Consider the following 25402-nt stretch of genomic DNA (forward strand, 5'->3'; position numbering starts at 1 on the left):
CCGGTTCAGGCCGTGTTTTTCACGTGGGCCAGCGATGCAGCCGCAAAGGCCAGGCCCACCGCGATGCCCGCGAACACGTCCAGCGCGACGTGCTGCAAGGTCGCCATGGTGGACCAGATGATCGCGACGCATTGCACGGCCGACATCCACTGCAGCACCACCGGGGTTCGCAACTGCCTGAGGATGCGCTGCAGCCAGCAGAAACTGAACACCGCCGACCCCACGTGCAGCGATGGGCATGCGTTGCCCGGCGCGTCCATGTCTTTGACAAAGGACACGCCGGGATACTGGCTCCAGTCCATGTCGAACACCGGTGTCTGGGTCGGAAACCACCAGAACAGGGCCAGACAGAAGACGCACATGGCCCCCACCCACACCCCGAACCACACCAGGGCGCGCAAATTGCCCATCACCGCCGGCGGGAGAAAAACGTAGAGCCAGAGCATCAGGTACACCGGAAACGCAGCCGGTGTGAAGTCGATCCAGCGGTCGAGCCAGATTTCGGGCATGACCACGGCGTCGCCTCGCGGGTTCTTCAGGATCCAGAAATAGCTCCAGAAAAACAGAAACATGAAGGTGGTGGTGCCCACCCCCTTGAGCGGCCAATAGAGGACAAACCGGCGGCCCAGCCGGCCTGGCCATCCCGATGTGTCGGAGATGCCCTTTGCCGCGTGGCTGGGCAACGAGTCAAAAGGGGCAGGATGGACGCGCGCGGGGTCGCGCTGTGGGTGGGTCATGGTGGCAATGGGAGAACAGCTTCGCGCATTGTGCCGGCTGTACAATCAAAAGCTGTCAATTCTGTGCTGATCAGCGGTGTGCGCCGGGCTTCTGGCGCTGTGCTGGCCCCTCACACCTGCACAGCCTGTGTGACCGGGAGGCGGGGTCGAAGCAAGACAGCCAATCATGAAATGTATGCCATGCAATCGACCGAACTGATTCGCCAATTTCTCCACGAGCGCGTGGGAACCCAGCCCGACCAGGTGGTCAACGACGCGCTGCTCGCCGATCTGGGCGTGGACTCGCTGATGCTGGCCGAGCTGATGTTCGAGGCCGAAGATCGCCTGGGCATTTCCATCGACTCCAATGTGACCGTTCCGAAAACCGTCGGCGACATGGTCCGGTTGATCGACAACCTGCGCGCGGTCAAGGCAGCCAAAGCCGCGCAATCATGAGTTGCCGCCGTGTGGCCATCACGGGACTGGGAATGGTCAGCCCGTACGGGGGTGGCGTCGACGCGTTCTTCGAACACCTGCTCGCCGGTCGTTCGGCGGTGCGCTACCTGCTGACCGAGGACAAGCCGCGACCGTTGTCGATGCCGTTCGTGAGCTGCGGTCAATTCGACCCCGTTGTCGCGCTGGGCAAACCGCTGGCGGCGATGATGGAGCGCTTTGCCCACCTCGGCGTGTCGGCGGCCTTTGACGCCTGGCAAGACGCTGGGCTGGAGCGGCAGCCCGCCAACCTCGATGATCGCAACGACTGGGCCTGCATCTGGGGCACGGCGCTGGGCGGCATTCTCGCTTTTGAGAAGGGCTACCGCGAGATGTGGCAGAACGGGCGCGAGCGCGTCTCGCCCCTGTCGGTGGTGATGGGCATGAACAACGCGGTCAATGCCCACCTGTCCATCCAGCTCGGCTTGGGTGGGATCAGCATGAGCCACACGGTGGCCTGCGCCTCGTCCACGGTGGCGATCGGTGAGGCCTTTCGCCGCGTGCGCTCAGGCGAGGCCACGGTGGCCATCACGGGCGGATCCGATGCCACCCAGGCTTATGCCGTGGGCAAGGCCTGGGAGGCCATGCGGCTGGTGGCGCCGGGCAATGTCGATACGGCCCCGGCGGCCTGCCGGCCTTTTGCTGCCGATCGCGCCGGTCTGGTGCTGGGCGAAGGGGGGGCTGCCATGGTGCTCGAAGACTGGGATCACGCGGTGGCGAGGGGCGCACGCATCCACGCCGAGATCGTGGGTTATGGCGCGAGCTGTGACCGCAGCCACCTGGTTCGCCCCGAGGCAGAGGGGCAGGCGCGTGCGCTGCGGGCGGCGCTGGCAGACGGTGGTCTGACCGCCCGCGACGTCGGTTACGTCAATGCCCACGGCACCGCCACGGTGGAGGGAGACCCCATCGAGGTCAGCGCGCTCAAGACGGTGTTTGGCGACCATGCGCCTTCGCTGGCGGTGAGTGCCACCAAGTCCATGCACGGTCACCTGATGGGCGCGGCGGGTGCCATTGAGGCGTTGGCCACGGTGCTGGCGCTGCGCGAGCAGGCCATTCCCCCGACGGCCCACCTTCAAGGGCGGCTCGATCCTGCTTGCGAAGGGGTCGATCATGTCTTTGAAGGACGCCAAGGCGTGCCACTGATCGCCGCCTTGTCCAACTCTTTTGCCTTTGGTGGCAGCAATGCCGTGCTGGCTTTCCGCGCTGCGCACCCGTCCTGATACCGAGAACCACGACATGTCCCAATTACCCGAAATTTCATTCGACGACCTCATGGCCGAGGTGGCTGCGCTGATCGTGGAGGCCCTCAATCTGGAGGTGCAGCCCCAGGATGTGAAACCTGACGATCCGCTTTACGGCGAAGGTCTGGGGCTGGACTCCATCGACATGCTGGAGATTTCATTGGTGATTTCCAAGCACTACGGGTTTCAGTTGCGCTCGGACAACGAGAACAACGACAAGATCTACGCGTCGCTGCGCGCGCTCTCGACCCACGTCGCAAGCCAACGCACCAAATGACGCTGGGTGTAGGGTGCACGAGCGCTGCGCCGGACCTTGCTCTGGCCAGCACGCAGCGCAGGGTGGAGGTGTTGTTGTGAACCGTTTGCCGCTGATCAGCGGTCGCGGTCTGGACGACGTGCTGGCCTGGCGCCCTGCGGGTCCGGTCACGGTGCGCGAGTTCCTCGCCGACGCCCAGTCGGTCGCGGCGGTGCTTCCCGCGGGTGACGGCGTGATCAACCTGTGCGAGGACCGTTACCACTTCGCGGTGCTGTTTGCCGCCTGTCTGCTGTCTGGCAAGACCAGCCTGCAGCCGGCTTCCCACTCGGCCGAGACCTTGCAACGGCTCGCGCTCGACCGGCCTGGTGCTTTTGGTGTCGTGGACGGCGCGTTCGAATCGGCCGGGCTGGTGTGCATCGATTTCCCGGACCTGGCCACGTTGCCCCGCCCGCAGGTGCTCGACATGCCCACCGTGGACGCCGATCGCGTGGTCGCGATCCTGTTCACCTCGGGTTCCACGGGCTTGCCGCAGCCGCATGCCAAAACCTGGGGCCGGCTGGTGCAAAACGGCCGGGCCGAGGCCGTGGGCCTGGGTTTGCTGGATCGTCCACCCGTGCTCGTGGGCACGGTGCCCGCCCAGCACAGCTACGGCTTCGAGTCCACCTTCCTGATGGCGCTGCACGGTGGCTGCAGTTTCTGGAGCGGCAAGCCGTTTTATCCGCAAGACGTGGTGGACGCGCTGAACGCCGTGCCGCGCCCCCGCATGCTGGTGACCACGCCTTATCACCTCTCGGCCCTGCTGGCGTCCGATCTGGCGTGGCCGGCCCTGGACACATGTCTGTCGGCCACCGCGCCGCTGGGCGCCGAGCTGGCCGCGCGCGCCGAAGCCCGGGGCGGGGCGCCGGTGCACGAAATCTACGGCTCCACCGAGTCGGGTCAGCTGGCGTGCCGGCGCACCACCGACGGCCCTTTGTGGCAGCTGCTGCCCGGCGTGGTGCTGGAGCAGGAGAACGACACCACCTATGCCCGTGAGGGCCATGTGGAAGGCCGGGTACCGCTGTCGGACATCATCGAACTGAAGGAAGCTGGGCGTTTCCATCTGCATGGCCGGCATGCCGACCTGGTCAACATCGCCGGCAAACGCAGCTCGCTGGCCTATCTGAATCACCAGTTGTGCGCCATCGAGGGCGTGCAAGACGGTGCTTTTTTCCTGCCCGACGACACGGCGGAAGAGGCCGGTGGCATCACACGCTTGACCGCGTTCGTGGTCGCACCCGGTCTGTCGGCGGACGCCGTGCAGCGCGCGCTGCGCCAGCGCATCGACCGCGTGTTCCAGCCACGTCCCCTGGTGTTGGTTGATGCACTGCCGCGCAACAGCACCGGCAAGCTGCTGCGCACCACATTGCAGGCGCTGTACCAGGAGCGGGTGGCGCATGGCCGTGTTTGAGCGGGCCTGGCGGGTGCCACTCGACCACCCAGCCTTTGCCGGCCATTTCCCGGGACACCCGATCATGCCCGGTGTGGTCTTGCTGGACCATGCCGTCTTGCTGGCCGGACAGCACCTGGGGCTTCAGTGCTGCGCCTGGCAGGTGACTCAGGCCAAGTTCCTCAGCCCCTGCGGGCCTGGTGACGAGCTGGTGTTCGCGCTTCAGGACGGTGCGCGCGGTGGGGTGTCGTTCGTGGTGCGTTGTGGCGATCGCGATGTTGCGTCGGGCAACCTGCAGCCTTCGACGCCATGACGGACACCACCAGCCAGACCGGCGCGCAACCCGAGTGGATGCGGCGACAGGAGCGCAGCAACCTGGCGATCCTGCGCCTGATGGTCTGGATTTCACTGTCGTTCGGCCGCCGTGCGGGGCGAATCGTGTTGCACGGCATCGCCACCTATTTCGTGCTGTTTGCCCCGGCCGCGCGCCGGGCGAGCCGTGCCTACCTGCACAAGGTGCTGGGGCGCTGGGCGGGGTGGCGCGACGGTTACCGCCACGTGTTCAGTTTTGCCAGCACCATCCACGACCGCATTTACCTGCTCAACGACCGCTTCGACGTGTTTGACATCGAGGTGATTGGCGACCAGGCGTTGCTGGAGCAGCTTCAGAAACAGCCCGGCGCGTTGCTCATGGGTGCCCACCTCGGCAGCTTCGAGGTGTTGCGTGCCATGGGTCGTGGCAAGAAAGGTCTGCGCGTGGCCATGCTGATGTACGAGCAGAACGCGCGCAAGCTCAACGCCACACTCGCCGCCATCAATCCCAAGGCGATGCAAGATATCATCGCCCTCGGTCACCTGGAGTCGATGCTGGAGGTCCGCGACAAGCTCGACGAGGGGTTTCTGGTGGGCATGCTGGCCGACCGCTCGCTGGGCGATGACGCCACGGTCAAGGTCGAGTTTCTGGGTGAACAGGCGGCCTTCCCGCTCGGTCCCTGGCGCATGGCGGCGATGCTCAAGCGCCCGGTGTTCCTGATGGCGGGTCTGTACCTGGGGGGCAACCGATACCAGTTGCATTTCGAGCCGCTGGCCGATTTTTCCCAGATCGAGCGCGGCGGGCGCGACGCGGCGATCAAGGGCGCTGTGCAGGCCTACGCAGACAGCCTGGCCCGCCTGTGCAAACTGGCACCGTACAACTGGTTCAACTTCTTCGACTTCTGGAAAAAATGATGCGACGCTTTGGTATGGCCCTGCTGTGGCTGGGACTGGCGACCGCTGCTCATGCGGCGTACGACATCGATCAGCTGATGACCGATCTGGCCGGGCAAAAGGGTGGGCGCGCGCGCTTTGTCGAAAAACGCCATGTGGCCCTGCTCGACAAACCGGTGCAGGCCAGCGGCGAGATGGTGTACAGCCCGCCCGACCGGCTGGAGAAGCGAACGCTGCTGCCCAAGGTGGAAACCATGGTGCTGGACAAGGACATGCTCAGCATGGAACGCGACAAGCGCAAGCTCACCATCAACCTGCAGAGCCGCCCGGAGGCCCTGGCCTTCGTCGACAGCATCCGCAGCACACTCGCCGGCAACCGCAAGTCGCTGGAACAGAGCTACGCGCTCAAGCTTCAGGGTGAGAGCGCCCAGTGGGTGCTGACCCTGGTGCCGAGCGAACCCGCCATCGCTGCGCTGCTCCAGCGCATCACGGTGACCGGCAGCAAGAGCCAGGTGCGACACATCGAGTATCTGCAGGTGGACGGCGACCGTTCGGAGATCAGCATCGAACCGATTGAAGCTCAATGAGCCCCGCCCGGCCGCCCGAAGGGGCTCGCACCGCAGTCCGCCGGACGGAGGTTTCAAGACGCCCCGCCCGGCCGCCCGAAGGGGCTCGCACCGCAGTCCGCCGGACGGAGGTTTTCCAATGAGGTCGCGTGCGGTCAAGGTGTTTCTGGTCTGGCTGGCGCTGATGCTGGCCGGGGTGGCCGTGGTGTGGAACAGCCGCTTTTCGGCGGACATGTCCTTTTTTCTGCCGTCCAAGCCCACGCTGGAGCAGCAGGCGCTGGTGGGGCAACTGAAGGACGGCACGGTCTCACGCCTGCTGATGCTGTCGATCGAAGGCGGTGACGCGCCCCAGCGCGCCGCAGTCTCGCGCGAATTGCGCAAGCGACTGGCCAGCGACCCGGCTTATGTGTCGGTGCAGAACGGCGAGGCGGGCGGGCTGGAGAGCGAGCGTGATGTGCTGCTGCGCCACCGCTACCAGCTCAGCCCGGCGGTTTCGCCCGAGCGCTTCACCGAAGAGGGTCTGAAGTCGGCAGTCACCGACACCATTGACCTGTTGACATCGCCCGCTGGCGTGTTGCTCAAGCCCTACCTGGCCAACGACCCCACGGGTGAGGTGCTGGCCGTGCTGGGGCAGCTGAACCCGGCGACACAGCCGCAGACCCGCGCGGGCGTGTGGGCCTCCCGCAATGGCGATCGCGCCATGCTGCTGCTGCAGACGCGTGCGCTCGGGTCCGACACGGACGGGCAGGCCGCCGCGATCGACAGCGTGCACCAGGCCTTTGCCCAGTCCCTGCAGACCACCGGTCATTCGGCGCTGACACTCAACCTGTCCGGGCCCGGCCAGTTCGCGGTGCAGTCACGTGAAACCATCAAGAAAGAGGTGGCCCGGCTGTCGCTCATCAGTTCCGTGGCCATCTGGCTCGTGCTGTTCTGGGTTTACCGGTCGTTTCGCCTGCTCGCCCTGGGCCTGATTCCGGTGCTCAGTGGCACCCTCGCCGGCATCGTGATGGTCAGCCTGGTGCACGGCACGGTGTTCGGCATCACGGTCGGCTTCGGGTCGGCCCTGATCGGCGAGGCGGTGGACTACGCCATCTATTACTTTGTGCAGGCCGGTCATCAGGGCGTCGACCAATGGCGCCGGGTGTTCTGGCCGACCATCCGGCTGGGGGTCATGACCACGGCCATCGGTTTCGGTGCCTTGTTGTTCTCGGGTTTTCCGGGCCTGTCGCAGCTGGGCCTCTACGCCTTGTCGGGCGTGGTCACCGCGGCCCTGGTGACCCGTTTCGTGTTGCCCGCGCTGACCGGTGCGGGCGTCAACGTGCCGCAGTCAGGGCCCTGGGTGAGGAAAGGGCTCTCGCTGCTGAACCAGGCCCACCGCCTGCGCTGGCTGGCGGCGGTGCTGACCGTGTTGGTCGGCGCCTACCTGTGGCAGGTGCGCGATGGTTTGTGGGACGGCAACCTCTCGGCGCTGTCCACGGTGAGCGAGGCCGAGGCGACGGCCGATTCGCGCATGCGCACCGACCTGGCCGCGCCCGACGCACGTTACCTCGTGACCGTGACGGCGCCCGACCAGGAGGGCGCTTTGCAGGCCGCCGAGCGCGCGGGTGAGCGGCTGGACCGGCTGGTGGAGGCGGGCGTGATCGGCGGTTACGACAGCCCCGCGCGGTTCCTGCCCAGCGAACAGCTGCAGCGCCAGCGCCTGTCCAGCCTGCCCGAGCCGGCCGAGTTGCAGGCCCGGTTGGACCGGGCGCTGGTTGATTCGCCCTTGCCGGCCAGCAAGCTCGGCCCGTTCCTGAGCGACGTGACGGCAGCCCGCAGCCAGGGCGTGATGCAGCGCGCCGATCTGGAGGGCAGTGCCCTGGCGCTGGGGGTGGACTCGATGCTGACCCGCACCGAGAACGGCGGGTGGACCGCGATGCTGCCGCTGCGCCCCACGGCGGACGCCCTCGATGCCAGCCTGCCGGCCGACCAGCTTCGCGCCGCGCTGGCCGGCAGCGGCGCCGTGTTCGTTGATCTCAAGACCGAATTCGAATCGCTATACAGTGGTTACGTGAGCGAGGCGGTGCAGCTGTCGCTGGCGGGTGTGGCGGCGATCGCGCTGCTGCTGGCGTTCACGATGCGCTCGGCCGCCCGGCTGTCGCGGGTGCTGTTCACTCTGGCCCTGACCGTGGCCTGCGTGATCGCGCTGCTGCATCTCTCGGGCGCGCGCCTGCACCTGTTGCACCTGGTGGGCATGTTGCTGATCGTGGCCGTGGGCTCCAACTACGCGCTGTTCTTTGACCGCGCGGCGGCGGGGGAGCCGCTGGACGAGGCCACGCTGATGTCCATGGCGGTGGCCGTGCTCACCACGGTGATCGGGTTCGGCACGCTGGCCAGCTCCAGCGTGCCGGTGCTGCAGGCCGTGGGTATCACGGTCGGGCCGGGCGCGTTGCTGGCGCTGCTGTTGTCGGCCGTGCTGGTGTACCCCAAGGGCGGGAAGTGAACCCCACCGAGCGTCACGAATGCGGCGCCGACAGCGTGCTGATCATGCTGCCCGGCGCACTCATGACGCCCCAGCACATGATGGCCGCCGGGTTGTTCGCCGAGGTGAAACACCGGGCGCTCGCGCTGGATCTCATTGCGCCCGACCTGCACGCCGAAGGCGCCGACAACCAGCGGGCGCTGCGCACCCTTGAAACCGACTGGCTCGCGCCCGCGCGCGCGCTACCAGCGGGTGTGGCTGGGCGGCATCTCGCGGGGCGGCCAGCTGGCCTTGTCGTGCCTGGCGGGGCGGCAGGGCGAGATGCATGGCCTGTGCCTGCTGGCGCCCTACGCGGGCGGGCGCATCACCACCAATGCGATCCGGCGGGCCGGCGGGCTGAGCGCCTGGCAGGCAGAAGCTGCCCAACAAGCCGACCCCGACGTGCGCCTCTGGCAGTGGCTGAAAGAACCACTGCCCTCGGTGCCAATGTTCATGGGCTACGGCGCACAAGACCGTTTTGCCGATGGCATGCAGATGCTGGCCGAGCAACTGCCCGACGCGACCCACCTCACCGTGCCGGGCGAGCACGACTGGGCGGCCTGGTTGCCGCTCTGGCAGCGTTTTCTCGACCTGGGCCACTTTTCCACCCTGCCATGAGCCGCCCCTGGACCGTGTCTCCCGCGCTCAAGGCCTCGGCGGCCTTGCACGTTGGCGCCGCGCTCGGCACCGTGGCCGCGCCAGCGATCTGGCCCTGGGCGCTGGGGGCGGTGGCGCTGAACCACGCGGTGATCACCGGCGCGGGCCTGCTGCCTCGCACCAGCCTGCTCGGCCCCAACCTCACCCGCCTGCCAGCGGCGGCGCAAGCGCGGCGCGAGCTGGCGCTGACCATCGACGACGGTCCCGACCCCGAGGTCACGCCGCGCGTGCTCGACCTGCTGGACGCCGCCGGCGCCCGGGCCAGTTTTTTCTGCATCGGCTGGCGCGCGCGCCAGAGCCCCGCGTTGTGCCGCGAGATCGTGGCGCGCGGTCATCGGGTCGAGAACCACGGCGACTCGCACTCCAACGCGTTCTCCCTCTTCGGCCCCCGGCGCATGCGCGCCGACGTTGCGGCCGCCCAGGCCACGCTCTCTGACATCACCGGCCAGGCCCCGCTGTTTTTTCGGCCCACCGCCGGTCTGCGCAATCCGTTCCTGGAGCCGGTGCTGGCCAGCCTCGACCTGCAGCTGGCCGCCTGGACCCGCCGGCCCTACGACACACGTGACGGCCGTCCGCAGCAGGTGCTGCAGCGCCTGACCCGCGGACTGGGGCCTGGCGACATCCTGCTCATGCACGACGGCCACGCGGCCCTCACGCCCGAAGGGCAACCCGTCATCCTGGCCACCTTGCCATTGTTGCTTCACCGGTTGAAGGCCGAGTCCTTGCAGGCCGTGACGCTCCAGCAGGCCCTGGCATGACAGCCCGTACAGAAGCCCGCAGGGCGAAAGTACTCCCATGAACACGGCGCCGGGCGGTCCTCCATCTGGCGCGCACCGCCGCGCGCAGAACAAGAGGGCGCCCGCACCCCGGGCGTTTCTGAACACCCTGCGGACCGACGCGAGCCGCCTTTTCTGGGCCGGTGGCCGTTTCGCGTTTTTCCACGCGTGGGGCAAGCTGGGTGGCGATCCGATCTTCCGCGAGGTGCTGCGGCGCGGCCTGTTGCCGTCGGGTGCCCGGCTGCTCGACCTCGGCTGCGGGCAAGGCTGCCTGTTCGCCTGGCTGCTCGCGGCGCAGCGGCTGTCCGAACGGGGGCAGTGGCCTGCCGACTGGGCGATCGCGCCCCGTTTCCTGAGCCTTCGTGGTGTCGAACTGCTGCCACGCGACGTGGAGCGCGCGACAGCGGCTTTCGCGGACCAACACCCGCTGGTGCGGGTGGAGCAGGGCGACATGACCCGGGTTGAACTGGGTCAAGTGGACGCTGTCACCATCCTCGATGCCCTGCACTATGTGGATCACGCCTCGCAAGAGCGCCTGCTGCGGCGCATTCGCGCCGCGCTGCCGCCCGGCGGCCTGTTCCTGACCCGCGTCGGCGATGCCAGCGCCGGGTGGTCGTTCGGGGTGTCGAACTGGGTGGACCGTGCCGTGACCCTGGCACGCACCCACCAGCGTCCGCGCCTGTTTTGCCGCAGCCTGGGTGAGTGGCAGGCGCTGCTGACCGGGCTGGGTTTCGAGGTGGAGACCGAGCCCATGAGCGAAGGAAAAACCTTCGCCAATGTGATGCTGGTGTGCCGCGTGCCGGCTTGAACCTCCCTGTTTGAACCCTTCCTCTACACTGCGGGTTTTGACATCCGCCGCCCCACGTGACCCCTCTGCAACTCTCCGCCTACACACTGACCACCGCCCTTGGGCGCGGGCTGGCGGCCCACCGTGAGGCCTTGCGCGCCGAGCGCTCGGCGCTCGCTCCCTGCGCCTTCGAATCGGTGGACCTCGACACCTGGGTCGGCGAAGTCCCGGACGTGGACGCGCAGACCCTGCCCGAAGCGCTGGCCCGTTACGACTGCCGCAACAACCGCCTGACCCTGATGGGCCTGGAGACCGACGGGTTTGCCGAGCGCGTGCGTGAGGCTTCTGCCCGGTATGGCGCCGATCGCGTGGGCGTGTTCCTCGGCACCAGCACCGCCGGCATCCTGCAGACCGAGCTGGCCTACCGCCGGCGCGACCCGGCCAGCGGCGCACTGCCCGATCACTTCCACTACCGCACCACACACAACGCCTTCTCGCTCGCCGAGTTCACGCGCGACCACTTCGCGTTGGAAGGCATGGCGATGGCGATCTCCACCGCGTGTTCGTCCAGTGCCAAGGTGTTCGCCGCCGCCGCGCGCCAGCTCGCGCTCGGCACCATCGACGCGGCCATCGTGGGCGGCGTCGATTCGCTCTGCCTGACCACGCTCTACGGCTTCGCCTCGCTGCAGCTCACCTCGTCACAACCCTGCCGGCCCTACGACGCGGCGCGCGACGGCATCTCCATCGGCGAGGGCGCGGCCTTTGCGCTGCTGGAGCGCAACGACGCGCCCGTTGCCGGCACGGTGATGTTGCTCGGCGTGGGCGAGTCCAGCGACGCGTACCACATGTCGGCGCCGCACCCACAGGGCCTGGGCGCGCGCCTGGCCATGGAGGCCGCGCTGCGCTCGGCGGGTCTGGGCGTTGGCGACATTGATTACATCAACCTGCATGGCACCGCCACGCCCGCCAACGACTCGGCCGAAGGCCAGGCGGTGAGTGCGCTGTTCGGCGACACCGTGCCGGGCAACTCCACCAAGGGCTACATGGGCCACACCCTGGGCGCCGCGGGCGCCATCGAAGCCATCATCTGCGCGATGGCGCTGACCGACGGGCGCCTGCCCGGCAGCCCGGGCACTGGTGCGCTGGACCCTTCGATTCCCATCCGCTACCAGCGCCACGGCGCCGACGCGCCACTGCGTCACGCGCTCAGCAATTCGTTCGGGTTCGGCGGCAGCAACTGCAGCCTCGTGCTGGGGGTGACCGCATGAGTGCAGCACCTCTGCAAGCCTGGATCAACGGCATCGGTCTGATCGCGCCCGGCCTGCCCGACTGGGCCACCGCTGCGGCGGTGCTGCGCGGCGAGGCGGCTTATGTCTCGGCACCGAGCGTGCTGCCCGTGCCCTTGCTGCTGCCACCGGCCGAGCGCCGCCGCGCCAGCCGCGTCATCCGGCTCAGCCTGGGCGTGGGGCTGGAAGCGGTGACCCACGCGGGCGCCGACGCATCCACGCTGGCCACGGTGTTCGCCGCGTCGGGCGCCGACGGCCACAACTGCCATTCGCTGTGCGAGCAGCTCGCGGGCGACGACCGCCAGATTTCGCCCACGCGCTTCCACAACTCGGTGCACAACGCCGCCGCCGGCTACTGGGGCATCGCCACGCACAGCATGGCACCGTGCCAGGTGCTCGGTGCGTTCGACGCCAGCTTCGGCGCCGGCCTGCTCGATGCGCTGGCCCAGGTGGCCATGGACGGCCAGCCGGTGCTGCTGGTGGCCTACGACAGCGAGTACCCCGAGCCGCTGCACGCCAAGCGCGACACGCCCGACTGCGGCGGCGTGGCCTTGTTGCTCAGCGCCCAGCGCAGCGCGGCTTCGCTGGCGTCGATCACGGTGGCCCCCAGCCGGGCACCGGCGGAGGTGCTGGGCGACGCTGCCATGGAGGGGTTGCGCCAGAACATCCCGGCCCTGCGCGCCTTGCCCCTGCTGCAGCGCCTGGCGCGCGGCACGGCTGGCCCAGTGGTGCTCGACTACCTCGCGCCCATGCAGCTTCAGGTGGACCTTCAGGACCTTCGGCAGTGACCGTGTTGAACCACGCCTGGATCGCCGCGCACATTCCCCACCAGGGCAGCATGTGCCTGCTGGAGAACGTGCTCGAATGGAATGAGCAGCGCATCGTCTGCGACGCGCTGAGCCACACCGACCCCCTGAACCCCCTGCGCGCGGCGGACCGCCTGGGGGCCGCGACCGGTGTGGAGTACGCCGCGCAGGCCATGGCCGTGCACGGCGCCTTGCTGGCGAAGTCCGACGCCGCGCCCACGCAGGGCTACCTCACCAGCGTGCGCGGCTTGAGCCTGCACGTGGACCGGCTGGACGACCTGGCCGGGCCGCTGCGCGTGACCGCCGAGCGACTGTCGGGCGACGCACGCCTCATCCTTTACCAATTTCACATTCACCACGGTGAGCGCTGCCTGATCGAAGGCCGGGCCTCGGTGGTGCTCGACGCACAGTCCCTATGACTCCTTCATCCAAAAGCCGGCGCGCCCTGGTCACCGGTGGCAGCGGTGGCATCGGTGCCGCGATCTGCCAGCGCCTGGGCGCCGACGGCCACCACGTCATCGTGCACGCCAACCGGGGCCTGGAGAAGGCGCAGGCCATCGCCGCGCAGATCGTGGCCGAGGGCGGCAGCGCAGAGGCCGTGGCCTTCGACATCACCGACCGTGCGGCGACCGCTGCCGCGCTCGAAGCGCTGACCGAGGCCGGTGCGATCCAGATCCTGGTGAACAACGCGGGCATCCACGACGACGCGGTGTTTCCCGGCATGAGCGGCGAGCAGTGGGACCGCGTGATCGACGTGTCGCTCAACGGTTTCTTCAACGTGACCCAGCCGCTGACCATGCCCATGATGCGCACGCGCTGGGGCCGCATCGTCAGCATCTCGTCGGTCGCGGCCGTGGCGGGCAACCGGGGGCAGGTGAACTACTCCGCCGCCAAGGGCGCGCTGCACGCCGCGAGCAAGTCGCTGGCGCTGGAGCTGGCGAGCCGGGGCGTGACGGTCAACGCCGTGGCGCCCGGGCTGATCGCCACCGGCATGATCGAAGGCACGTTCGACGCCGACATGGTCAAACGGATGGTGCCGATGCAGCGGGTGGGCCAGCCGAAAGAGGTGGCCGACCTCGTGGCTTTTCTTGCATCCGATCAGGCGGGCTATATTTCCGGGCAGGTGATTTCGATCAACGGCGCGATGATCTGAGCAGCGCCATCGCTGCCGCAGCGGCAAGGAGTTCCAGTCATGAAATCTGGCGATGTTTCACGGTCCCTGGCAGTGATCCTTCTGGGCCTGATGGGCAGCGGTCTGGCGCAAGCGCAGGCGGACAGCCCGGCACTCGAAGCCTGCCTTCGTGCCTGGGGCGAGAACCACCCCTTCGGCAGCCGCCCCACCTACCGGACGTTGGCCACCTCGGTGAAGGTGTTCGGGCGCGGCCCCAGCACCGCCGACCGCGAGGTCACCGACACGCCCGCGCTGATCCTGGTCAACCCGGGGGTGAACGTGATGGGCGCCTCCGAGATCGAGCTGCTCAACCCCAACGGCTGGTACTGCCTGCGCTCGGCCGTCAACGTGATGGGGGGCATGGACATCAAGCTGCACTGCCGCGCGCGCCTGGCCTCGGCCTCGGGTGGTACCACGGTCTGGGGCGGCGACAACGCGGCCAAGGGTGTGACGGTGATGGGCGCGATCACGGTCGAGCGGGTGGGTTGCCCGGACACTTGAGGGTCCCATCGGGGGAGTGACTTGCCTGCACCTCGCGCAGGCCGATGGCGTCACCCCCGTTCTCCGGCCCACGCTCGCCGTCGGAGGTTTGCGCAGGCGGCTGTTACTCCATCAACAACGTGTGAGCAAGCCGCCTCTGTGGCAACGGCGAATGGGGCCTGCGCCCGAGGGAGCCACCATCGTCCCAGAAGACGTGTGGGCGTGCCTGCTGGTTCGCTCTGACATCACTTCGGGGGCAGGTGGGTTGGGTGAGCGGGCGGAGTCCCCATTCGCGGTTGCCGCAGAGCGTGCGCGCTGCAATGATCTTGATGAAGCAACGGCAGCTTACCCGGGCAGCCGCCCGAGAGGTGGGACGGAGAACGAGCACCCGGACCACCTGCCCCTGCCCGCACAGCCGAGTGCCGAAGGACGGTGCAGGAAAACAAAAAACCAGTGAAGCCGGTCAGCCGCCCAAAGCCTGACCCAGCCGCCGCAGTTTCGGCGCCACCACCGGCACGGTCAGCATGGTGCTGGCCACGGCCATCAGCAGCAGGGCGGTGAAGGTCTCGTTGGTGATGATCTGTTTGTCCAGCAGGATGTTGGCGAAGATGATCATGATCAGCGCCTTGGTCTGCAGCAGCCAGCCGATCAGCGACGCCTCGCCCGGGCCCCAGCCCAGCACCTTGCCGGCAATGCGCACGCCGATCAGCTTGCCCGCCACCGACACCACCAGCAGCAAGGCGGCAGCAGCGAACACCTCGAAGCCACCGACCGCCCAGTTGGTGCGCAAACCGGTGGAGAGGAAAAACACCGGCATCATCACCAGCAGCACGTGGTGGCGCAGCTGATCGAGCTTGTCCTGGTTGAACCAGTGCGCGTCCATGATGGCGCCCGCGAGGAAGGCGCCCACCATGTAGTGCAGGCCCGACCAGTCGGCGCCGAAACCGCAGATGGCCAGCCAGATCAGCGCCACGTACCAGCGGTCTTTCTCGTCCAGCCAGGCCATGAGGCGGCGAAACGCCCAGCCCAGCACCACGAAGCCCACCAGAAACACCACCTGTTTGCCGATGCGGCTCCAGTCCATCAGGATCAGCGCGAGCACGCCCCAGATCGCGATGTCGTCCAGGCTGGCGTAGCGCAGGATGCGCTGGCCCAGCGGTGCGCGCAGGATGTCGAGCTTCTCCATCAGCAGGATCAGGATCGGCAGGGCGGTGACCGCGCAGGCCATGCCGATGCCCAGAATGAACTGCCAGCCCAGCGCCTTCGGGCCCACCCAGCCGTCAAAGCCCAGCAGCACGACCGCCGCGCCACAGCCCAGCAGCAGCGGCGCGCCCAGCGCCAGGCCGGCGGTGATGCCACTTTCCCGGCGGTGTTTCCAGGCCTGGCCGAGGTCCAGCTCGATGCCCGCGATCATCACGAACAGCATCACCGCCCACCAGGCCACGCCGTTCAGCGACTGCACCACCGGCGGCGTGAAGACGAACTGGTAGTACTCGGGAAACCAGTGGCCCAGCACGCCCGGGCCGAGCACGATGCCCATGAGGATCTGCACCACCACCAGCGGTGCGAAGTAGTCGGTCTTGAACACCCGCCACACCAGCCAGGGCAGGCTGAAGATGATGAGCATCGCGATGAGGAAGAGTTCGGTGGCGTTCAAGGTTTGGTTCCTGTGTATTCACGAAAGATGCCCAGGCTGACCGAGCAGGCGACGTCGGCAAAGCCGGCGCGGCGCAGCGCATCCTGAATGGTGTCGGGGTCGAGCGAGGCCTCGATGGTGTCGCCGTAGTAGGCCCAGAGGCGCTTCACATCGGCGTGGCGGCCGGTCAGCCGGGCGAGCAAGGGCACCAGCACCGAAATGTGGAACCACAACACCCCCCGCAGCAGGCGGCTGCGCGGGCGGCTGATCTCCATGATGCAGACCTGGCCGCCCGGGCGCAGCACGCGCAGGTACTCGGCGAACGCCTTGTGGAGGTCGCCGACGTGGCGCAGCGCGTAGCCCATGGAGACAAAGTCCACCTCCCCTTCGGGCAGCGGAATCGCCTCGGCGTACCCTTCCAGGGTGTCCACCGCGACCTTCTTGCGCAGCTCGGCCAGCATGCCGGGGGACGGGTCCAGCGCGATCACCCGGCCGCTCTGTCCGACCAGTTCCACGCCCGGCACCGTGACCAGACCGGTGCCCGCCGCCACATCCAGCAACGTCATGCCGGTCGTCAGGCCATTGCGCATCAGCACCTCGCGCCGGTACCAGGCGCCGCTGCCCAGCCCGGTCAGCGATTCGGCCGTGTCGTAGCCGGGAGCGGCCTCGTCAAACATGGCCTTCGTCAGGCTGCGGCGCTGATCCTCGCTGCTGAAATACTGCTTCATGCGCGGATCGGGTTTCAGCGCGCCGGTGGGGGGTGGGCTCGATGGGTTCATGCTCGGTTTCCAGAGTGGTTCAAACGGCGCCAGATCAACACCGGTAGCCGCAATACAAACCCGATGAACAGCCGCGTGTGCATCCAGGTCAGCAGGGTGTTGTCGCGCAGGTATTTGAAGTGCGACACGCCGCCTTCTTCGGCGCTCAGGTAGCGCACCGGCGCGTCGATGTTGACCGGCCGCACGCCCGCCCAGCACAGGCGCACCACGGCCTCGGGATCGAAGTCGAAACGGCGCATGAAACGGTTGCCGCGCATGACCCGGATCAGCGGCGCGATCGGGTAGACGCGAAAGCCGTAGAGCGAGTCGCCCACGCCCATCCACAGCGTTTCCAGGTTGGCCCAGCCGTTGGACACCTTGCGTCCGTTGACGCGCAGCGCGGGCGCTTCGGGGCCGAACACCGGCTTGCCCAGCACCATGGTGCCGGCGTCGCGCTGCGATGCGGCCATGAAGGTGGGGATCAGGTCGGCCGGGTGCTGCCCGTCGGAGTCCATGGTGAGCGCGTGCGTGAAACCGGCCTGGGCCGCGAGCGAAATGCCTTCGAGCACGGCGGCGCCCTTGCCCTGGTTCTGCGGCAGCACGATCACCTTGAGACCCGGGTCATCTTGCGCAAGGGCCTGCAGGCTTTGGTCGGTGCCGTCGGTGCTGCCATCGACCACGACCCAGACGGGGGCCCACTGCGCGCGCGCCTGGCGCACGGTCTCCAGCACGCCAGGTCCGGGGTTGTAGCTCGGGATCAGCACCAGGTGGGTGGTGGAGGGGTTGGGCGTGGTTCGCTCAGTCATCTTGGGCAGGTTCGGTGGGCGGGACGATCTCGCGGCGGAAATACGCGTCCAGCTCCTGGGTGAAAGCGGTGAAGTCGGTGGGGATGTCGAAGCGCCGGCCCAGGCGGGCCCGGACGTGCAAGGGCAGCTCCGGTCGGCGGAACAGCGGCCATGCCTTGCCCAGGTAGGGCGTGGAGAACTCCAGGATCACGGTTTGCACCGGGGCCCTGGCGCGGCTGGCGATCATGCCCAGCGTCAGGGTCAGCGGGTTGATCGGGAAGGCGGTGGTCCGGGTGCCCTCGGGAAAGATCAGCACCTGCCCACCCGCCTGCAGCCCGTCGCGGCTCTGCCCGACGATCTGCATCACGCCGTCGTTGCGGATGTAACGCGCCAGCCGCGCGGCCGAGCCGAACAGCAGGTTGTCCATCAGACTGGCCTTCATCACACAGATCACGTTGGGCAGGCGGGAGATGATCAGCACCGCGTCGAGCAGGGAAGGGTGGTTGGCCGCGATGACCAGCGGGCCTTTGTCGCGCAGGCCGTCGAGTTCGCTCAGGTCGAAGCGGCAGGCGCACAGGGTGCTCAGGATGCGCAGGTAGAAACGGAAGCCGAGCATGATGGCCCGCCGCCCCACGCGCTGGCCCAGCGGCGCCGGCAGCAAGGGATGGAGCAGCATCGCGAAGGGCAACCAGGCCAGGCAGAGGGCCGCCAGACTGCCCAGGCCGATGTGCATGGCCACGCGCTCGTACAGGGCCCACAAGGGACCGCTGCGGAGCCGGCGGTGGTCATTCATCAACCACGACGCGCTCTGCCGACTCACCCAGGATCCAGGAGACCGCCACGCCCGCGGCGACGTAGTTCTTGGTGCGCACCAGCGGGCTGTCGGCAAAGCGCGCCCCGCTCAGGTTGTCGTAGCGCAGAAAGGCACCGACCCAGTGTTTGGGGTAGCGCTTGGACACGCCGACGATGTACTGCATGCCCGCGAAACCGCCGCCGGCGGCATAGGCCGGGCGGCTGGCGGTGGCGTAGGCGGCATCGACGCCATAGAAGTAGTGGTGCTGCTTGCGGTCGCCGAAGAGCGGCCCGAGTTGCATGCCCACATTCCAGTCGGCCAGACCGGACAGGTCGCCGATGTCGAGGTTGAGCTTGGGGTGCACGACCCAGCCCAGGCTCCTGGAGTTCTTCTCCAGCGTGAAGGCGGCGCGCATGGGCAGCAGCAGCTTGAGCTGGCGGGCGCGGTTCTCGCTGCGCCACAGGGTCAGGTTCAGCTGTGGCCCGAGCTCGAAGTTGGCCTTCAGGTCGGGCATGCCCGCGCGCACGCGGATGTCGTCGCTGGAGGCGGGTGGCGACAGCGCCACCGAGAACGTCAGTTCCGCCAGGTCCGAGTCGAACAGTTCGGCACGCACCCCGTCGCGGTCGGCCTTGAGGAACTCACCCCGGTAGACGAAGTAGGGCGAGGGCAGCAGGAAGTTGTGGCGCTGGTCGGACCCGCGGTAGGCGGGGAAGCTGACCGTGGCGACGCCGACGCCGGCTTCCCACAGAGGCTTTTCTTCGGCGGCCAGGGCAGCCTGACCGAACACACACAGCAGCAAGGCGCCCGCAGCCGCCCGCTTGAAAGAAGACGTGGGCAGGGGGCTGAGGGTGGGGGTCATGCGTTGTACAGGGCGTGGTCGTCCACCCGGCGGATGTTGAAGCGGCGGCGCTGCCAGGCCATGAACGCGCGCTTGGGTTGAAGGACGTTGGCCGTGTAGTACAGGGCCTTGAAGAACAGGATCGAGCGCCAGATCGGCGTCTTGCCGAACACGTCACCGGCCAGCACCGACAGGATGGCCTCTTCGACGCGGAAGATGTTTCGGGGGCCCATCAGGAAGTCCCGCATGATGGGGTTGGTCACACGGTAGATGAACCACGAGAACGCCTTGGGGCCGTGCCGCATCACGCGGTCAAAGCGCCTGAGCGCGGCGCCCGCCTTTTTCGGTTCACGCAGGCAGGTGTCGACGGTGTCCGCGCCGACGACCGCGCTGTGCATGGCCAGCCACACCCCCGAGGAAAACACCGGATCGATGAAGGCGTAGGCGTCGCCGAGCAACAGGTAATTCGCGCCGTGGTTGCTCTGCGAGACATAGGAGAAGTTGCCGGTGGCCTCGACCGGGCTCACCTGGGTGGCATTCTTGAGGCGCTCGACGAGGGGCGCGCACGTCGCGATGTTGTCCATCATGAACTGCTGCAGGCTGCGCTGCCCGCGCGTCTTCATGTGGTACGGCCAGGTGACCATGCCGATGCTGGTGGTGCCGTTGGTCAAGGGGATGAACCAGAACCAGCCGTGCGCGAACCAGAAGATGGTGATGTTGCCTTCGTCGCTGCCTTCGTGCCGCTGGGCGCCGTCGAAGTGGGCGTAGACCGCCGAGCTGTTGTGACGAGGGTTGCGCTGCTTGATCTTGAAGCGGTTGGCGAGGAAGGTGTCGCGACCCGAGGCGTCGATCACATAACGCGCACGCCACCGTTGCTCCTGGCCATCGTCGCAGCGCGCGGTGATGTCGGCGCCACCGTCGGCCAGGAATTCCACCCCCGTGACCTTGACGCCTTCGTGCATCTCGGCGCCCTTGTCCGCCGCGTGGCGGAACAGGATGTTGTCGAAGTCGGCGCGACGCACCTGGTAGGCGGCGGGCATGGATTTGTCCCAGGCGCCTGCAAAATGAAACGTCTGTGTCCAGTCGTGATCGGGCGACACGAACTCGGCACCGGGCTTGTGCATGCCAATGGCCTTGACCTGCTCGGCGATGCCCATCTTCTCGAACAGGGGCAGGTTGGCCGGCAGCAGCGATTCGCCGATGTGGAAACGGGGGTGGTGGGCTTTTTCGAGCACCACCACGTGGTGCCCCTTGTCGGCCAGCAGGCTGGCCACGGTCGAACCGGCGGGGCCGCCGCCGATCACGAGCACGTCACAGCGCTGGCCTGGTTCCCCTTGGGCCTTTGGATTCATGGGATGAGATTCTGAAAGGCCGACCGGGCGGTCGGCGTTGCTACGGGGCGATCAGGCTCGGATGATAGTCGCTCCGGTGCTCCTGTCAGCATCCGGCAGGCCCGGCCTCCACCCCCCGTTTCAGGGCGCTGCGAGCCGCCCTGGAGCCGTTCAGCAGACCGCTTCGGGCAGCATGCTGGCGCTGTCTGCGGGCTCGGCGTCGGCCGCATGGGCCGGCAGCGACGCCACCAGTTCGCGGGTGTCCAGTGCCGGGTGATCGCTCAGGGCCCGCTGCAGGATCTCGGTGGCGAGCTGTTGCAGCTGCGTGTGCGACCCCCGGATGCGGGCCACGAAGCCGTCGGTGTCCAGGTTGTCGTTCAGGCTGCGGTTGAGTTCGGCGAACCAGGGAATCGACGCCTGATCCAGCATCACCGCCGGGTTGCGCTTCTGGCTCCGCGTGGACCACTGGCGCAGGAAGTTCTGCACCGCCACGTTGAGCCGCTGGCACTCGGCCAGCTCGGTGCGCAAGGACGCGAGCACCGAAAGGTCGGTCAGGCGGTTCTGGAAGAAGAACTGGGCCAGCACGCCCCAGTAGTAGGTGTAGTCCCAGATCACCTTGACCGGGAGCACCTCGGGGTCGCCGAACAGCGGGTACTGGTCCTGGTACAGCGCCATGGTGCTCTCGTAGAACGAGTGGAACAGCTGGTCGAAGATCTGGGCACGCGCGCCCAGGCGCTCACCCCGGCGGTCCATCGCGACCAGCTCCGTGATGTAGGTGTTGCTGATCGCGATGAAGTCGCTGCCCGGTGAATAAAACGGATCGAGGAACAGGCCGGCCTCACCCGTGAGTGCCCAGCGGTCGGCGGAGAACACCTGCTTGCAGCCGTAGGAAAAGCGCTTGAAGAAGGCGAAGTCCTGCAGCAGCTCGCGTTTGGGGTCGAGTTCGTCGAACAGCAGCGGCTGGTACTTCTCCAGCCAGGTCATGGCCTTGTCGAAGCTGTCCATGGTGGCGAGCGGGTGGATCGCCGGGTCGGCCACGATGCCCACCGAATGCGAGCCCGAGGCCAGGGGAATCAGCCAGACCCAGTAGCCCGCACCCACGAGGTGGTTGGTGGAGAGCCAGCGCGCCTGCGGGTCGCAGCGCTCCTGCCACTCGGTGTTGTCGCTCCATTGGTCGAGGTGGATGCGGTCCTTGATGCGAAACCACACCGCGTGGGCCGCGTGACCGTTGGGTTCGGCCAGGTTGAGCTTGCGCTTGAGCAGGCCGGCGCGGCCACAGGCGTCCACCACCCATTTCGCGCCCACGGTGTGGGAAACGCCTTCGTGTTCGTACACCACCTGGTGCTTCGCATCGGCGGCGGACCCGCTGTCGGCCAGTTCGATCTGCCGCACCATGCCGCCTTCGACGAGCCGGATGCCACGGTTTTGCACCTCGGCCGACAGGAAGTTCTCGAAGATGCCGCGATCGATCTGGAAGCTGGGCACCGCCAGGTATCGGCTGGCGCCGATCTCGGTCACCTGATCGATGTCGCGGCGGCCTTCGGAAAAGAAAAAGCGGAAGCCGAACTTGCGCAGTTGCTGGTTCTTGAGGTGGTCCCCCAGCCCGAGCACCTTGTCGAAGTAGTGCGCGCCGATTTCCACGGACGACTCGCCCACCTTGTGCGCGGCTTCGGGGGCCGGCTGTGCTCGCCGCTCCAGCACCAGGACATCGAGGTCGGGATCGCGCCGTTTCAGCTGCAGGGCCAGCGTGAGACCGGCAAGACCGCCGCCGAGGATGACGACATCGTGAAGGGAGGGGGTGTTGACCATGGGGGGAAGTATCGCCTCAAACGGTGACCGGGCGGCCTGTCAGGGGGTGTCGCCAGCGGTAACGGGCGACAGGCGCCTGGGGGCGTCGCCATCCCGGGCTGTCCATTCGATGTGCAGGGATTGGTGGGCGGAAAGGGCCAGTACCAGCGGCGCGCCGTCGTCCCGTGCCAGCGATTCGAACAGTGGCAACGCGGGGGACATGCCGTTGCCCGCCAGGGCACGCGCCGCGTCGCTGTGCAGGACGGGCGCCTTGACACGGCCGGAGGCCAGCCGCCAGCGCCAGGTGGCCTGCGTGCGGCGACCGCTTCGCGGGCTCAGCACCAGCGCCACCGCCAGCGCCCCCTCGCTGCGCGTGGTGTGCTTCAGGGCGTCCACCGCCCCGGTGTCGTAGCCCGTGAGCAGCACCGGGCGGCGCTCGGACTCGCAGAGCACCAGGGCCTCCAGCAGCCCGTTCGCGAAGCTGTGGCCCGCGCCGTTGACGGCGGTGTTGGCGCGGACGTTGTGGCTGAGCATGCTCCAGAGCCCCACAGGGGCATTGTGGATGGAGTGCAGGAACCGGGTCGGTGAGACCAGCAGGGGCGTGTGCACCAGCGTGCTGCACAGGTGGTCGATGATGGGCAGGTCACCGTGCGCCGAGCAGAACACCGCCAGCAGCTCGCCGGGGTCACGGCCCGCGTCCCGAACCGCTTCGTCGCTCGCGGTCAGCGCCAGCGCCACCGTGTGCGGGGCCCGGCGCCGCTCGGCCGCCGACAGCGTGGCCGGCGGTGGGCACACGGAGCGCGGTGGCTGTGCCGGTCCGGCTTCACCGCGCAACGCCGCTCGCGCCAGCGCCCAGCCCGGCAAGGTGGGTGCCCAGAGGGCGATGCCTTCCACATGGGCGGTGAAGCCGCTCATGCGCCGGCCGCCGCAGGGTTCGTGGGGTGGCCCAGCACCAGCACGCAGTTGCTGCCGCCGAAGGCAAAGGCGTGGCTCACCGCGTGTCGCACCCGGGCGCGAACCGGGCCGATCCGCAGGTGGTCCCGCATGCCCGGTTCCACCGAGGTGGTGTTCACCGTGCCGGGCAGGATGCCGTGCTCGAGCGCCAGCAGGGTGAACACCGCGCCGAGCGCGCCCGCCGCACCCAGGGTGTGGCCCGTCATGCCCTTGGTGGAGCTGGCCGGGGTGCCGGGCGCGAAGCGACGGGTGATCAGGCCGGCCTCGACGTCGTCGTTCTTCGGCGTGGCGGTGCCGTGCAGGTGGATGTAGCCCACCTCGCTGGCAGGCAGACCCGCCCGGGCCAATGCCTGATCGAGCGCGGCCTCCGCGCCCGCGCCGTGGGGGTCGGGGGCGGAGAGGTGGTGGGCATCGCTGGATTCCCCGCACCCGAGCAGCTGCAGCCCGCCGGGCGCCCGTTCGAGCAGGGCGAAGGCGGCGGCCTCACCGACGTTGATGCCCCGGCGGCGGGTGTCAAACGGCTGGCAGGGGTCGGACGACACCAGTTGCAGCGCGTGGAAACCGAACACCACGCTGCCGCACAGGCTGTCCACCCCGCCCACCACGGCGGCGTCGACCAGGCCCAGGCGCATCAGCCGCTCGGCGCAGGCAAACGCCTTGGCGCTGGACGAGCAGGCGGTGGAGATGGTCTGCGCCGGGCCGCGCAGACCCAGCGCCTCCTGGACGAAACCGGTGAGCGAATGCAAGGTGTGCAACGCGGGGTTGTCGGGTTGAGGAGGGAATTCGCCGCACTGTGCCAGCACCTGGTAGGCGTCCTCCGTGGCCCCGATGCTCGCGGTGGACGAGCCCATCACCACCGCCACCCGGTGGGCGCCGTGCTGGTCTGCGGCGCGCTTCACGGCGTTCATGAATCCGTCGGCCTGCAGGCCTCGCCAGGCCAGGCGGTTGTTGCGGCAGTCCCAGTGCTGCCACGGATCGGGCAGCGGCTCGTCAAGCCCCGCCACCCGCCCGACCCAAGTGTTCAGGGCCTGGGCCATGGGCACCACGCCAAAGTCGTGGGGACCCAGCGGGGACAGGCCGCAGCGGCCGTGGGCAACGGCATCGAGGTGGTGTTGGTTGCCAGATCCCAGGGCGGAGGTGGCGGTGTAGGCGCTGACACGAACGGGGCACGGTCGGTATGTCACGGCGGGCTTGGTCGGCGAAGGTCGGCAAGATGGCGCAGCCGGATTCTAGGGAGAACACAAAGGCTTTGTCGGGCAAGGGACTCGTTAAAATCAGGCGCATCCCTCCGGGTCTGCCGCAGCGCTCGCTGAACCGCCGGCACGGCCTCCGCACCGCGCGCCCACCCCACTGGGGAGTGCCCCCTCCCTTTCTTCGACCCCGCGCCCCATGCCCCCCCAATTGCCCGCCGCCGAAGTTCTGCCGTCTGAAGTGGCCCCAGCGTCCAGCGCGTCCGTGCCTCCGGTGCCCGCCGGCTCGGCCTCCAGGGTGTGGCCCTGGGTTCGCGGGGGCGGGCTGGCCCTGCTGGCCGTGGCCTGGGCGCTGGCCGCCCATTTCACCAGCGCCCACCAGGCGTCGTCGGGTTGGGGCGCGCTCCTGGCGCTGACACCCATGAGCACCGCTCTCGCGGTGGTCTTGTGGCGCATGCCCGCGCGCTGGCTCGGCGCCCTGCTGGGCGCGGCGGTGCTGGGCGGGCTGGTCTGGTTCTGGCCATTTCTGACGGGGCAGGTGGCGCTGCTCTTTTACCTGGAGCACCTGGGTGTCTACCTGCTGCTCTCGGTGTTTTTCGGACGCAGCCTGGCGGGCCCGGAGGAGTCGCTGGTGACGCGCATGGCCCGCAGCGTGCACGGCGGCGTGCTCTCGCCCGCGCAGGCCGTCTATACCCGCAAGGTCACCCTGGCCTGGTGCGTCTTTTTTGCCGGCATGGCGCTGGTGTCCACGTTGCTGTTCCTGCTGGCGCCCACCGTGGTCTGGTCCACGTTTGCCAACCTGCTCGGCGGACCGCTGATCGCGCTGATGTTCGTCGGCGAGTTCCTCTGGCGCCGCCGTGTGCTGCCCGAAGAGAAGCCGGCCACCATGGCCGATGCCGTGCGCGCCTGGAAAGCCGAACGCTCGGACAAGGCGCGCTGACGGCGCACGCCCCCTCCCGCCCG

General features: G+C 68.1%; 27 protein-coding genes. 17 read left to right on the forward strand and 10 right to left on the reverse strand.

All coding sequences use genetic code 11. The features are described 5' to 3' along the window. Positions 1-5 precede the first annotated feature (5 nt). Positions 6-737, reverse strand: coding sequence for a phosphatase PAP2 family protein (locus IM738_RS05535; RefSeq protein WP_236964898.1), 732 nt, complete (start codon positions 735-737; stop codon positions 6-8). Positions 738-917: 180 nt separating this feature from the next. On the opposite strand from IM738_RS05535, the gene IM738_RS05540 reads away from it, so the two are divergent. The 16 genes from IM738_RS05540 to IM738_RS05610 all read left to right on the forward strand — a co-directional run bounded on the left by IM738_RS05540 (position 918) and on the right by IM738_RS05610 (position 14387). Further along, positions 918-1172, forward strand: a complete 255-nt coding sequence (locus tag IM738_RS05540; RefSeq protein ID WP_236964899.1) for an acyl carrier protein — start codon at positions 918-920, stop codon at positions 1170-1172. Beyond that, positions 1169-2428: a beta-ketoacyl-[acyl-carrier-protein] synthase family protein gene (locus tag IM738_RS05545; protein ID WP_272907795.1), complete on the forward strand. Its 1260-nt coding sequence runs from the start codon at positions 1169-1171 to the stop codon at positions 2426-2428. The genes IM738_RS05540 and IM738_RS05545 overlap by 4 nt, the downstream gene beginning before the upstream one ends. Before the next feature lie 16 nt (positions 2429-2444). Next, complete coding sequence (locus IM738_RS05550; protein ID WP_236964903.1) at positions 2445-2726, forward strand: phosphopantetheine-binding protein; 282 nt, start codon at positions 2445-2447, stop codon at positions 2724-2726. A 76-nt stretch (positions 2727-2802) separates the two neighbouring features. After that, a complete protein-coding gene (locus IM738_RS05555) occupies positions 2803-4152 on the forward strand; it encodes an AMP-binding protein (RefSeq protein WP_336886550.1) in 1350 nt (449 codons plus the stop codon). Next, a complete protein-coding gene (locus IM738_RS25965) occupies positions 4139-4444 on the forward strand; it encodes a 3-hydroxyacyl-ACP dehydratase FabZ family protein (protein ID WP_336886551.1) in 306 nt (101 codons plus the stop codon). Before IM738_RS05555 ends, IM738_RS25965 begins: the two co-directional genes overlap by 14 nt. Beyond that, a complete protein-coding gene (locus tag IM738_RS05560) occupies positions 4441-5358 on the forward strand; it encodes an LpxL/LpxP family acyltransferase (RefSeq protein WP_236964904.1) in 918 nt (305 codons plus the stop codon). The genes IM738_RS25965 and IM738_RS05560 overlap by 4 nt, the downstream gene beginning before the upstream one ends. Further along, positions 5358-5924 (forward strand): LolA-related protein, encoded by a 567-nt coding sequence (locus IM738_RS05565; RefSeq protein WP_236964905.1) that lies wholly within the window; start codon positions 5358-5360, stop codon positions 5922-5924. Before IM738_RS05560 ends, IM738_RS05565 begins: the two co-directional genes overlap by 1 nt. A gap of 118 nt (positions 5925-6042) precedes the next feature. Continuing rightward, the gene (locus IM738_RS05570; protein WP_236964906.1) at positions 6043-8385 is read left to right on the forward strand and encodes an MMPL family transporter; all 2343 of its coding nucleotides are present in this window, start codon (positions 6043-6045) and stop codon (positions 8383-8385) included. Between the two features lie 189 nt (positions 8386-8574). Beyond that, entirely contained in the window at positions 8575-9021 is a 447-nt protein-coding gene (locus IM738_RS05575) for a hypothetical protein (RefSeq protein WP_236964907.1), read from the forward strand. Further along, entirely contained in the window at positions 9018-9818 is an 801-nt protein-coding gene (locus IM738_RS05580; RefSeq protein WP_236964908.1) for a polysaccharide deacetylase family protein, read from the forward strand. Before IM738_RS05575 ends, IM738_RS05580 begins: the two co-directional genes overlap by 4 nt. Positions 9819-9855: 37 nt before the next feature. Continuing rightward, the gene (locus IM738_RS05585; protein ID WP_236964909.1) at positions 9856-10644 is read left to right on the forward strand and encodes an SAM-dependent methyltransferase; all 789 of its coding nucleotides are present in this window, start codon (positions 9856-9858) and stop codon (positions 10642-10644) included. A gap of 56 nt (positions 10645-10700) precedes the next feature. Continuing rightward, positions 10701-11891: a beta-ketoacyl-[acyl-carrier-protein] synthase family protein gene (locus tag IM738_RS05590; RefSeq protein ID WP_236964910.1), complete on the forward strand. Its 1191-nt coding sequence runs from the start codon at positions 10701-10703 to the stop codon at positions 11889-11891. After that, entirely contained in the window at positions 11888-12697 is an 810-nt protein-coding gene (locus IM738_RS05595; protein WP_236964911.1) for a beta-ketoacyl synthase chain length factor, read from the forward strand. Before IM738_RS05590 ends, IM738_RS05595 begins: the two co-directional genes overlap by 4 nt. Before the next feature lie 50 nt (positions 12698-12747). After that, the gene (locus IM738_RS05600) at positions 12748-13134 is read left to right on the forward strand and encodes a 3-hydroxylacyl-ACP dehydratase (RefSeq protein ID WP_236966253.1); all 387 of its coding nucleotides are present in this window, start codon (positions 12748-12750) and stop codon (positions 13132-13134) included. After that, entirely contained in the window at positions 13131-13868 is a 738-nt protein-coding gene (gene fabG / locus IM738_RS05605; RefSeq protein ID WP_236964912.1) for a 3-oxoacyl-ACP reductase FabG, read from the forward strand. Before IM738_RS05600 ends, fabG begins: the two co-directional genes overlap by 4 nt. Positions 13869-13907: 39 nt before the next feature. Continuing rightward, entirely contained in the window at positions 13908-14387 is a 480-nt protein-coding gene (locus IM738_RS05610; RefSeq protein ID WP_236964913.1) for a hypothetical protein, read from the forward strand. 442 nt (positions 14388-14829) lie between these two features. Here the strand turns inward: IM738_RS05610 and IM738_RS05615 are convergent, their stop codons facing one another. The 9 genes from IM738_RS05615 to IM738_RS05655 form a co-directional block, all read right to left on the reverse strand. After that, positions 14830-16023 (reverse strand): cation:proton antiporter, encoded by a 1194-nt coding sequence (locus tag IM738_RS05615; RefSeq protein ID WP_236964914.1) that lies wholly within the window; start codon positions 16021-16023, stop codon positions 14830-14832. Then, positions 16020-16781, reverse strand: coding sequence for a class I SAM-dependent methyltransferase (locus IM738_RS05620; protein ID WP_236964915.1), 762 nt, complete (start codon positions 16779-16781; stop codon positions 16020-16022). Before IM738_RS05620 ends, IM738_RS05615 begins: the two co-directional genes overlap by 4 nt. Further along, complete coding sequence (locus tag IM738_RS05625) at positions 16778-17566, reverse strand: glycosyltransferase family 2 protein (RefSeq protein WP_236964916.1); 789 nt, start codon at positions 17564-17566, stop codon at positions 16778-16780. Before IM738_RS05625 ends, IM738_RS05620 begins: the two co-directional genes overlap by 4 nt. Next, complete coding sequence (locus IM738_RS05630; protein ID WP_236964917.1) at positions 17559-18338, reverse strand: lysophospholipid acyltransferase family protein; 780 nt, start codon at positions 18336-18338, stop codon at positions 17559-17561. The genes IM738_RS05625 and IM738_RS05630 overlap by 8 nt, the downstream gene beginning before the upstream one ends. Continuing rightward, positions 18331-19197 carry a MipA/OmpV family protein gene (locus IM738_RS05635; RefSeq protein WP_236964918.1) on the reverse strand — a complete coding sequence of 289 codons (867 nt, stop codon included), beginning with the start codon at positions 19195-19197 and terminating at the stop codon, positions 18331-18333. The genes IM738_RS05630 and IM738_RS05635 overlap by 8 nt, the downstream gene beginning before the upstream one ends. Beyond that, entirely contained in the window at positions 19194-20528 is a 1335-nt protein-coding gene (locus IM738_RS05640) for an NAD(P)/FAD-dependent oxidoreductase (RefSeq protein WP_236964919.1), read from the reverse strand. Before IM738_RS05640 ends, IM738_RS05635 begins: the two co-directional genes overlap by 4 nt. 150 nt (positions 20529-20678) lie before the next feature. After that, a complete protein-coding gene (locus tag IM738_RS05645; RefSeq protein WP_236964920.1) occupies positions 20679-22316 on the reverse strand; it encodes an NAD(P)/FAD-dependent oxidoreductase in 1638 nt (545 codons plus the stop codon). 39 nt (positions 22317-22355) lie between these two features. Continuing rightward, the gene (locus IM738_RS05650) at positions 22356-23210 is read right to left on the reverse strand and encodes a beta-ketoacyl synthase chain length factor (RefSeq protein WP_236964921.1); all 855 of its coding nucleotides are present in this window, start codon (positions 23208-23210) and stop codon (positions 22356-22358) included. Beyond that, positions 23207-24433: a beta-ketoacyl-ACP synthase gene (locus IM738_RS05655; RefSeq protein ID WP_236964922.1), complete on the reverse strand. Its 1227-nt coding sequence runs from the start codon at positions 24431-24433 to the stop codon at positions 23207-23209. Before IM738_RS05655 ends, IM738_RS05650 begins: the two co-directional genes overlap by 4 nt. A gap of 205 nt (positions 24434-24638) precedes the next feature. Between IM738_RS05655 and IM738_RS05660 the strand changes: the two genes are divergently transcribed. Beyond that, positions 24639-25379 (forward strand): hypothetical protein, encoded by a 741-nt coding sequence (locus IM738_RS05660; RefSeq protein ID WP_236964923.1) that lies wholly within the window; start codon positions 24639-24641, stop codon positions 25377-25379. The last annotated feature ends 23 nt before the right edge of the window (positions 25380-25402 follow it).

Origin of the sequence: Hydrogenophaga sp. SL48 (genome assembly GCF_021729865.1) — a bacterium.
Classification (GTDB): Bacteria; Pseudomonadota; Gammaproteobacteria; order Burkholderiales; family Burkholderiaceae_C; genus Hydrogenophaga.

What these genes read in the sequence shown, in the direction of transcription:
- IM738_RS05595 (WP_236964911.1), top strand. Translation starts at nt 11,888, where the DNA reads ATGAGTGCAGCACCTCTGCAAGCCTGGATCAACGGCATCGGTCTGATC.
- IM738_RS05660 (WP_236964923.1), top strand. Translation starts at nt 24,639, where the DNA reads ATGCCCCCCCAATTGCCCGCCGCCGAAGTTCTGCCGTCTGAAGTGGCC.
- IM738_RS05625 (WP_236964916.1), bottom strand. Translation starts at nt 17,566, where the DNA reads ATGACTGAGCGAACCACGCCCAACCCCTCCACCACCCACCTGGTGCTG.
- IM738_RS05540 (WP_236964899.1), top strand. Translation starts at nt 918, where the DNA reads ATGCAATCGACCGAACTGATTCGCCAATTTCTCCACGAGCGCGTGGGA.
- IM738_RS05640 (WP_236964919.1), bottom strand. Translation starts at nt 20,528, where the DNA reads ATGAATCCAAAGGCCCAAGGGGAACCAGGCCAGCGCTGTGACGTGCTC.
- IM738_RS05585 (WP_236964909.1), top strand. Translation starts at nt 9,856, where the DNA reads ATGAACACGGCGCCGGGCGGTCCTCCATCTGGCGCGCACCGCCGCGCG.
- IM738_RS05635 (WP_236964918.1), bottom strand. Translation starts at nt 19,197, where the DNA reads ATGACCCCCACCCTCAGCCCCCTGCCCACGTCTTCTTTCAAGCGGGCG.
- IM738_RS05620 (WP_236964915.1), bottom strand. Translation starts at nt 16,781, where the DNA reads ATGAACCCATCGAGCCCACCCCCCACCGGCGCGCTGAAACCCGATCCG.
- IM738_RS05545 (WP_272907795.1), top strand. Translation starts at nt 1,169, where the DNA reads ATGAGTTGCCGCCGTGTGGCCATCACGGGACTGGGAATGGTCAGCCCG.
- IM738_RS05600 (WP_236966253.1), top strand. Translation starts at nt 12,748, where the DNA reads ATGTGCCTGCTGGAGAACGTGCTCGAATGGAATGAGCAGCGCATCGTC.
- IM738_RS05580 (WP_236964908.1), top strand. Translation starts at nt 9,018, where the DNA reads ATGAGCCGCCCCTGGACCGTGTCTCCCGCGCTCAAGGCCTCGGCGGCC.
- IM738_RS05630 (WP_236964917.1), bottom strand. Translation starts at nt 18,338, where the DNA reads ATGAATGACCACCGCCGGCTCCGCAGCGGTCCCTTGTGGGCCCTGTAC.
- IM738_RS05550 (WP_236964903.1), top strand. Translation starts at nt 2,445, where the DNA reads ATGTCCCAATTACCCGAAATTTCATTCGACGACCTCATGGCCGAGGTG.
- IM738_RS05610 (WP_236964913.1), top strand. Translation starts at nt 13,908, where the DNA reads ATGAAATCTGGCGATGTTTCACGGTCCCTGGCAGTGATCCTTCTGGGC.
- IM738_RS25965 (WP_336886551.1), top strand. Translation starts at nt 4,139, where the DNA reads ATGGCCGTGTTTGAGCGGGCCTGGCGGGTGCCACTCGACCACCCAGCC.
- IM738_RS05565 (WP_236964905.1), top strand. Translation starts at nt 5,358, where the DNA reads ATGCGACGCTTTGGTATGGCCCTGCTGTGGCTGGGACTGGCGACCGCT.
- IM738_RS05645 (WP_236964920.1), bottom strand. Translation starts at nt 22,316, where the DNA reads ATGGTCAACACCCCCTCCCTTCACGATGTCGTCATCCTCGGCGGCGGT.
- IM738_RS05570 (WP_236964906.1), top strand. Translation starts at nt 6,043, where the DNA reads ATGAGGTCGCGTGCGGTCAAGGTGTTTCTGGTCTGGCTGGCGCTGATG.
- IM738_RS05650 (WP_236964921.1), bottom strand. Translation starts at nt 23,210, where the DNA reads ATGAGCGGCTTCACCGCCCATGTGGAAGGCATCGCCCTCTGGGCACCC.
- IM738_RS05535 (WP_236964898.1), bottom strand. Translation starts at nt 737, where the DNA reads ATGACCCACCCACAGCGCGACCCCGCGCGCGTCCATCCTGCCCCTTTT.
- fabG (WP_236964912.1), top strand. Translation starts at nt 13,131, where the DNA reads ATGACTCCTTCATCCAAAAGCCGGCGCGCCCTGGTCACCGGTGGCAGC.
- IM738_RS05560 (WP_236964904.1), top strand. Translation starts at nt 4,441, where the DNA reads ATGACGGACACCACCAGCCAGACCGGCGCGCAACCCGAGTGGATGCGG.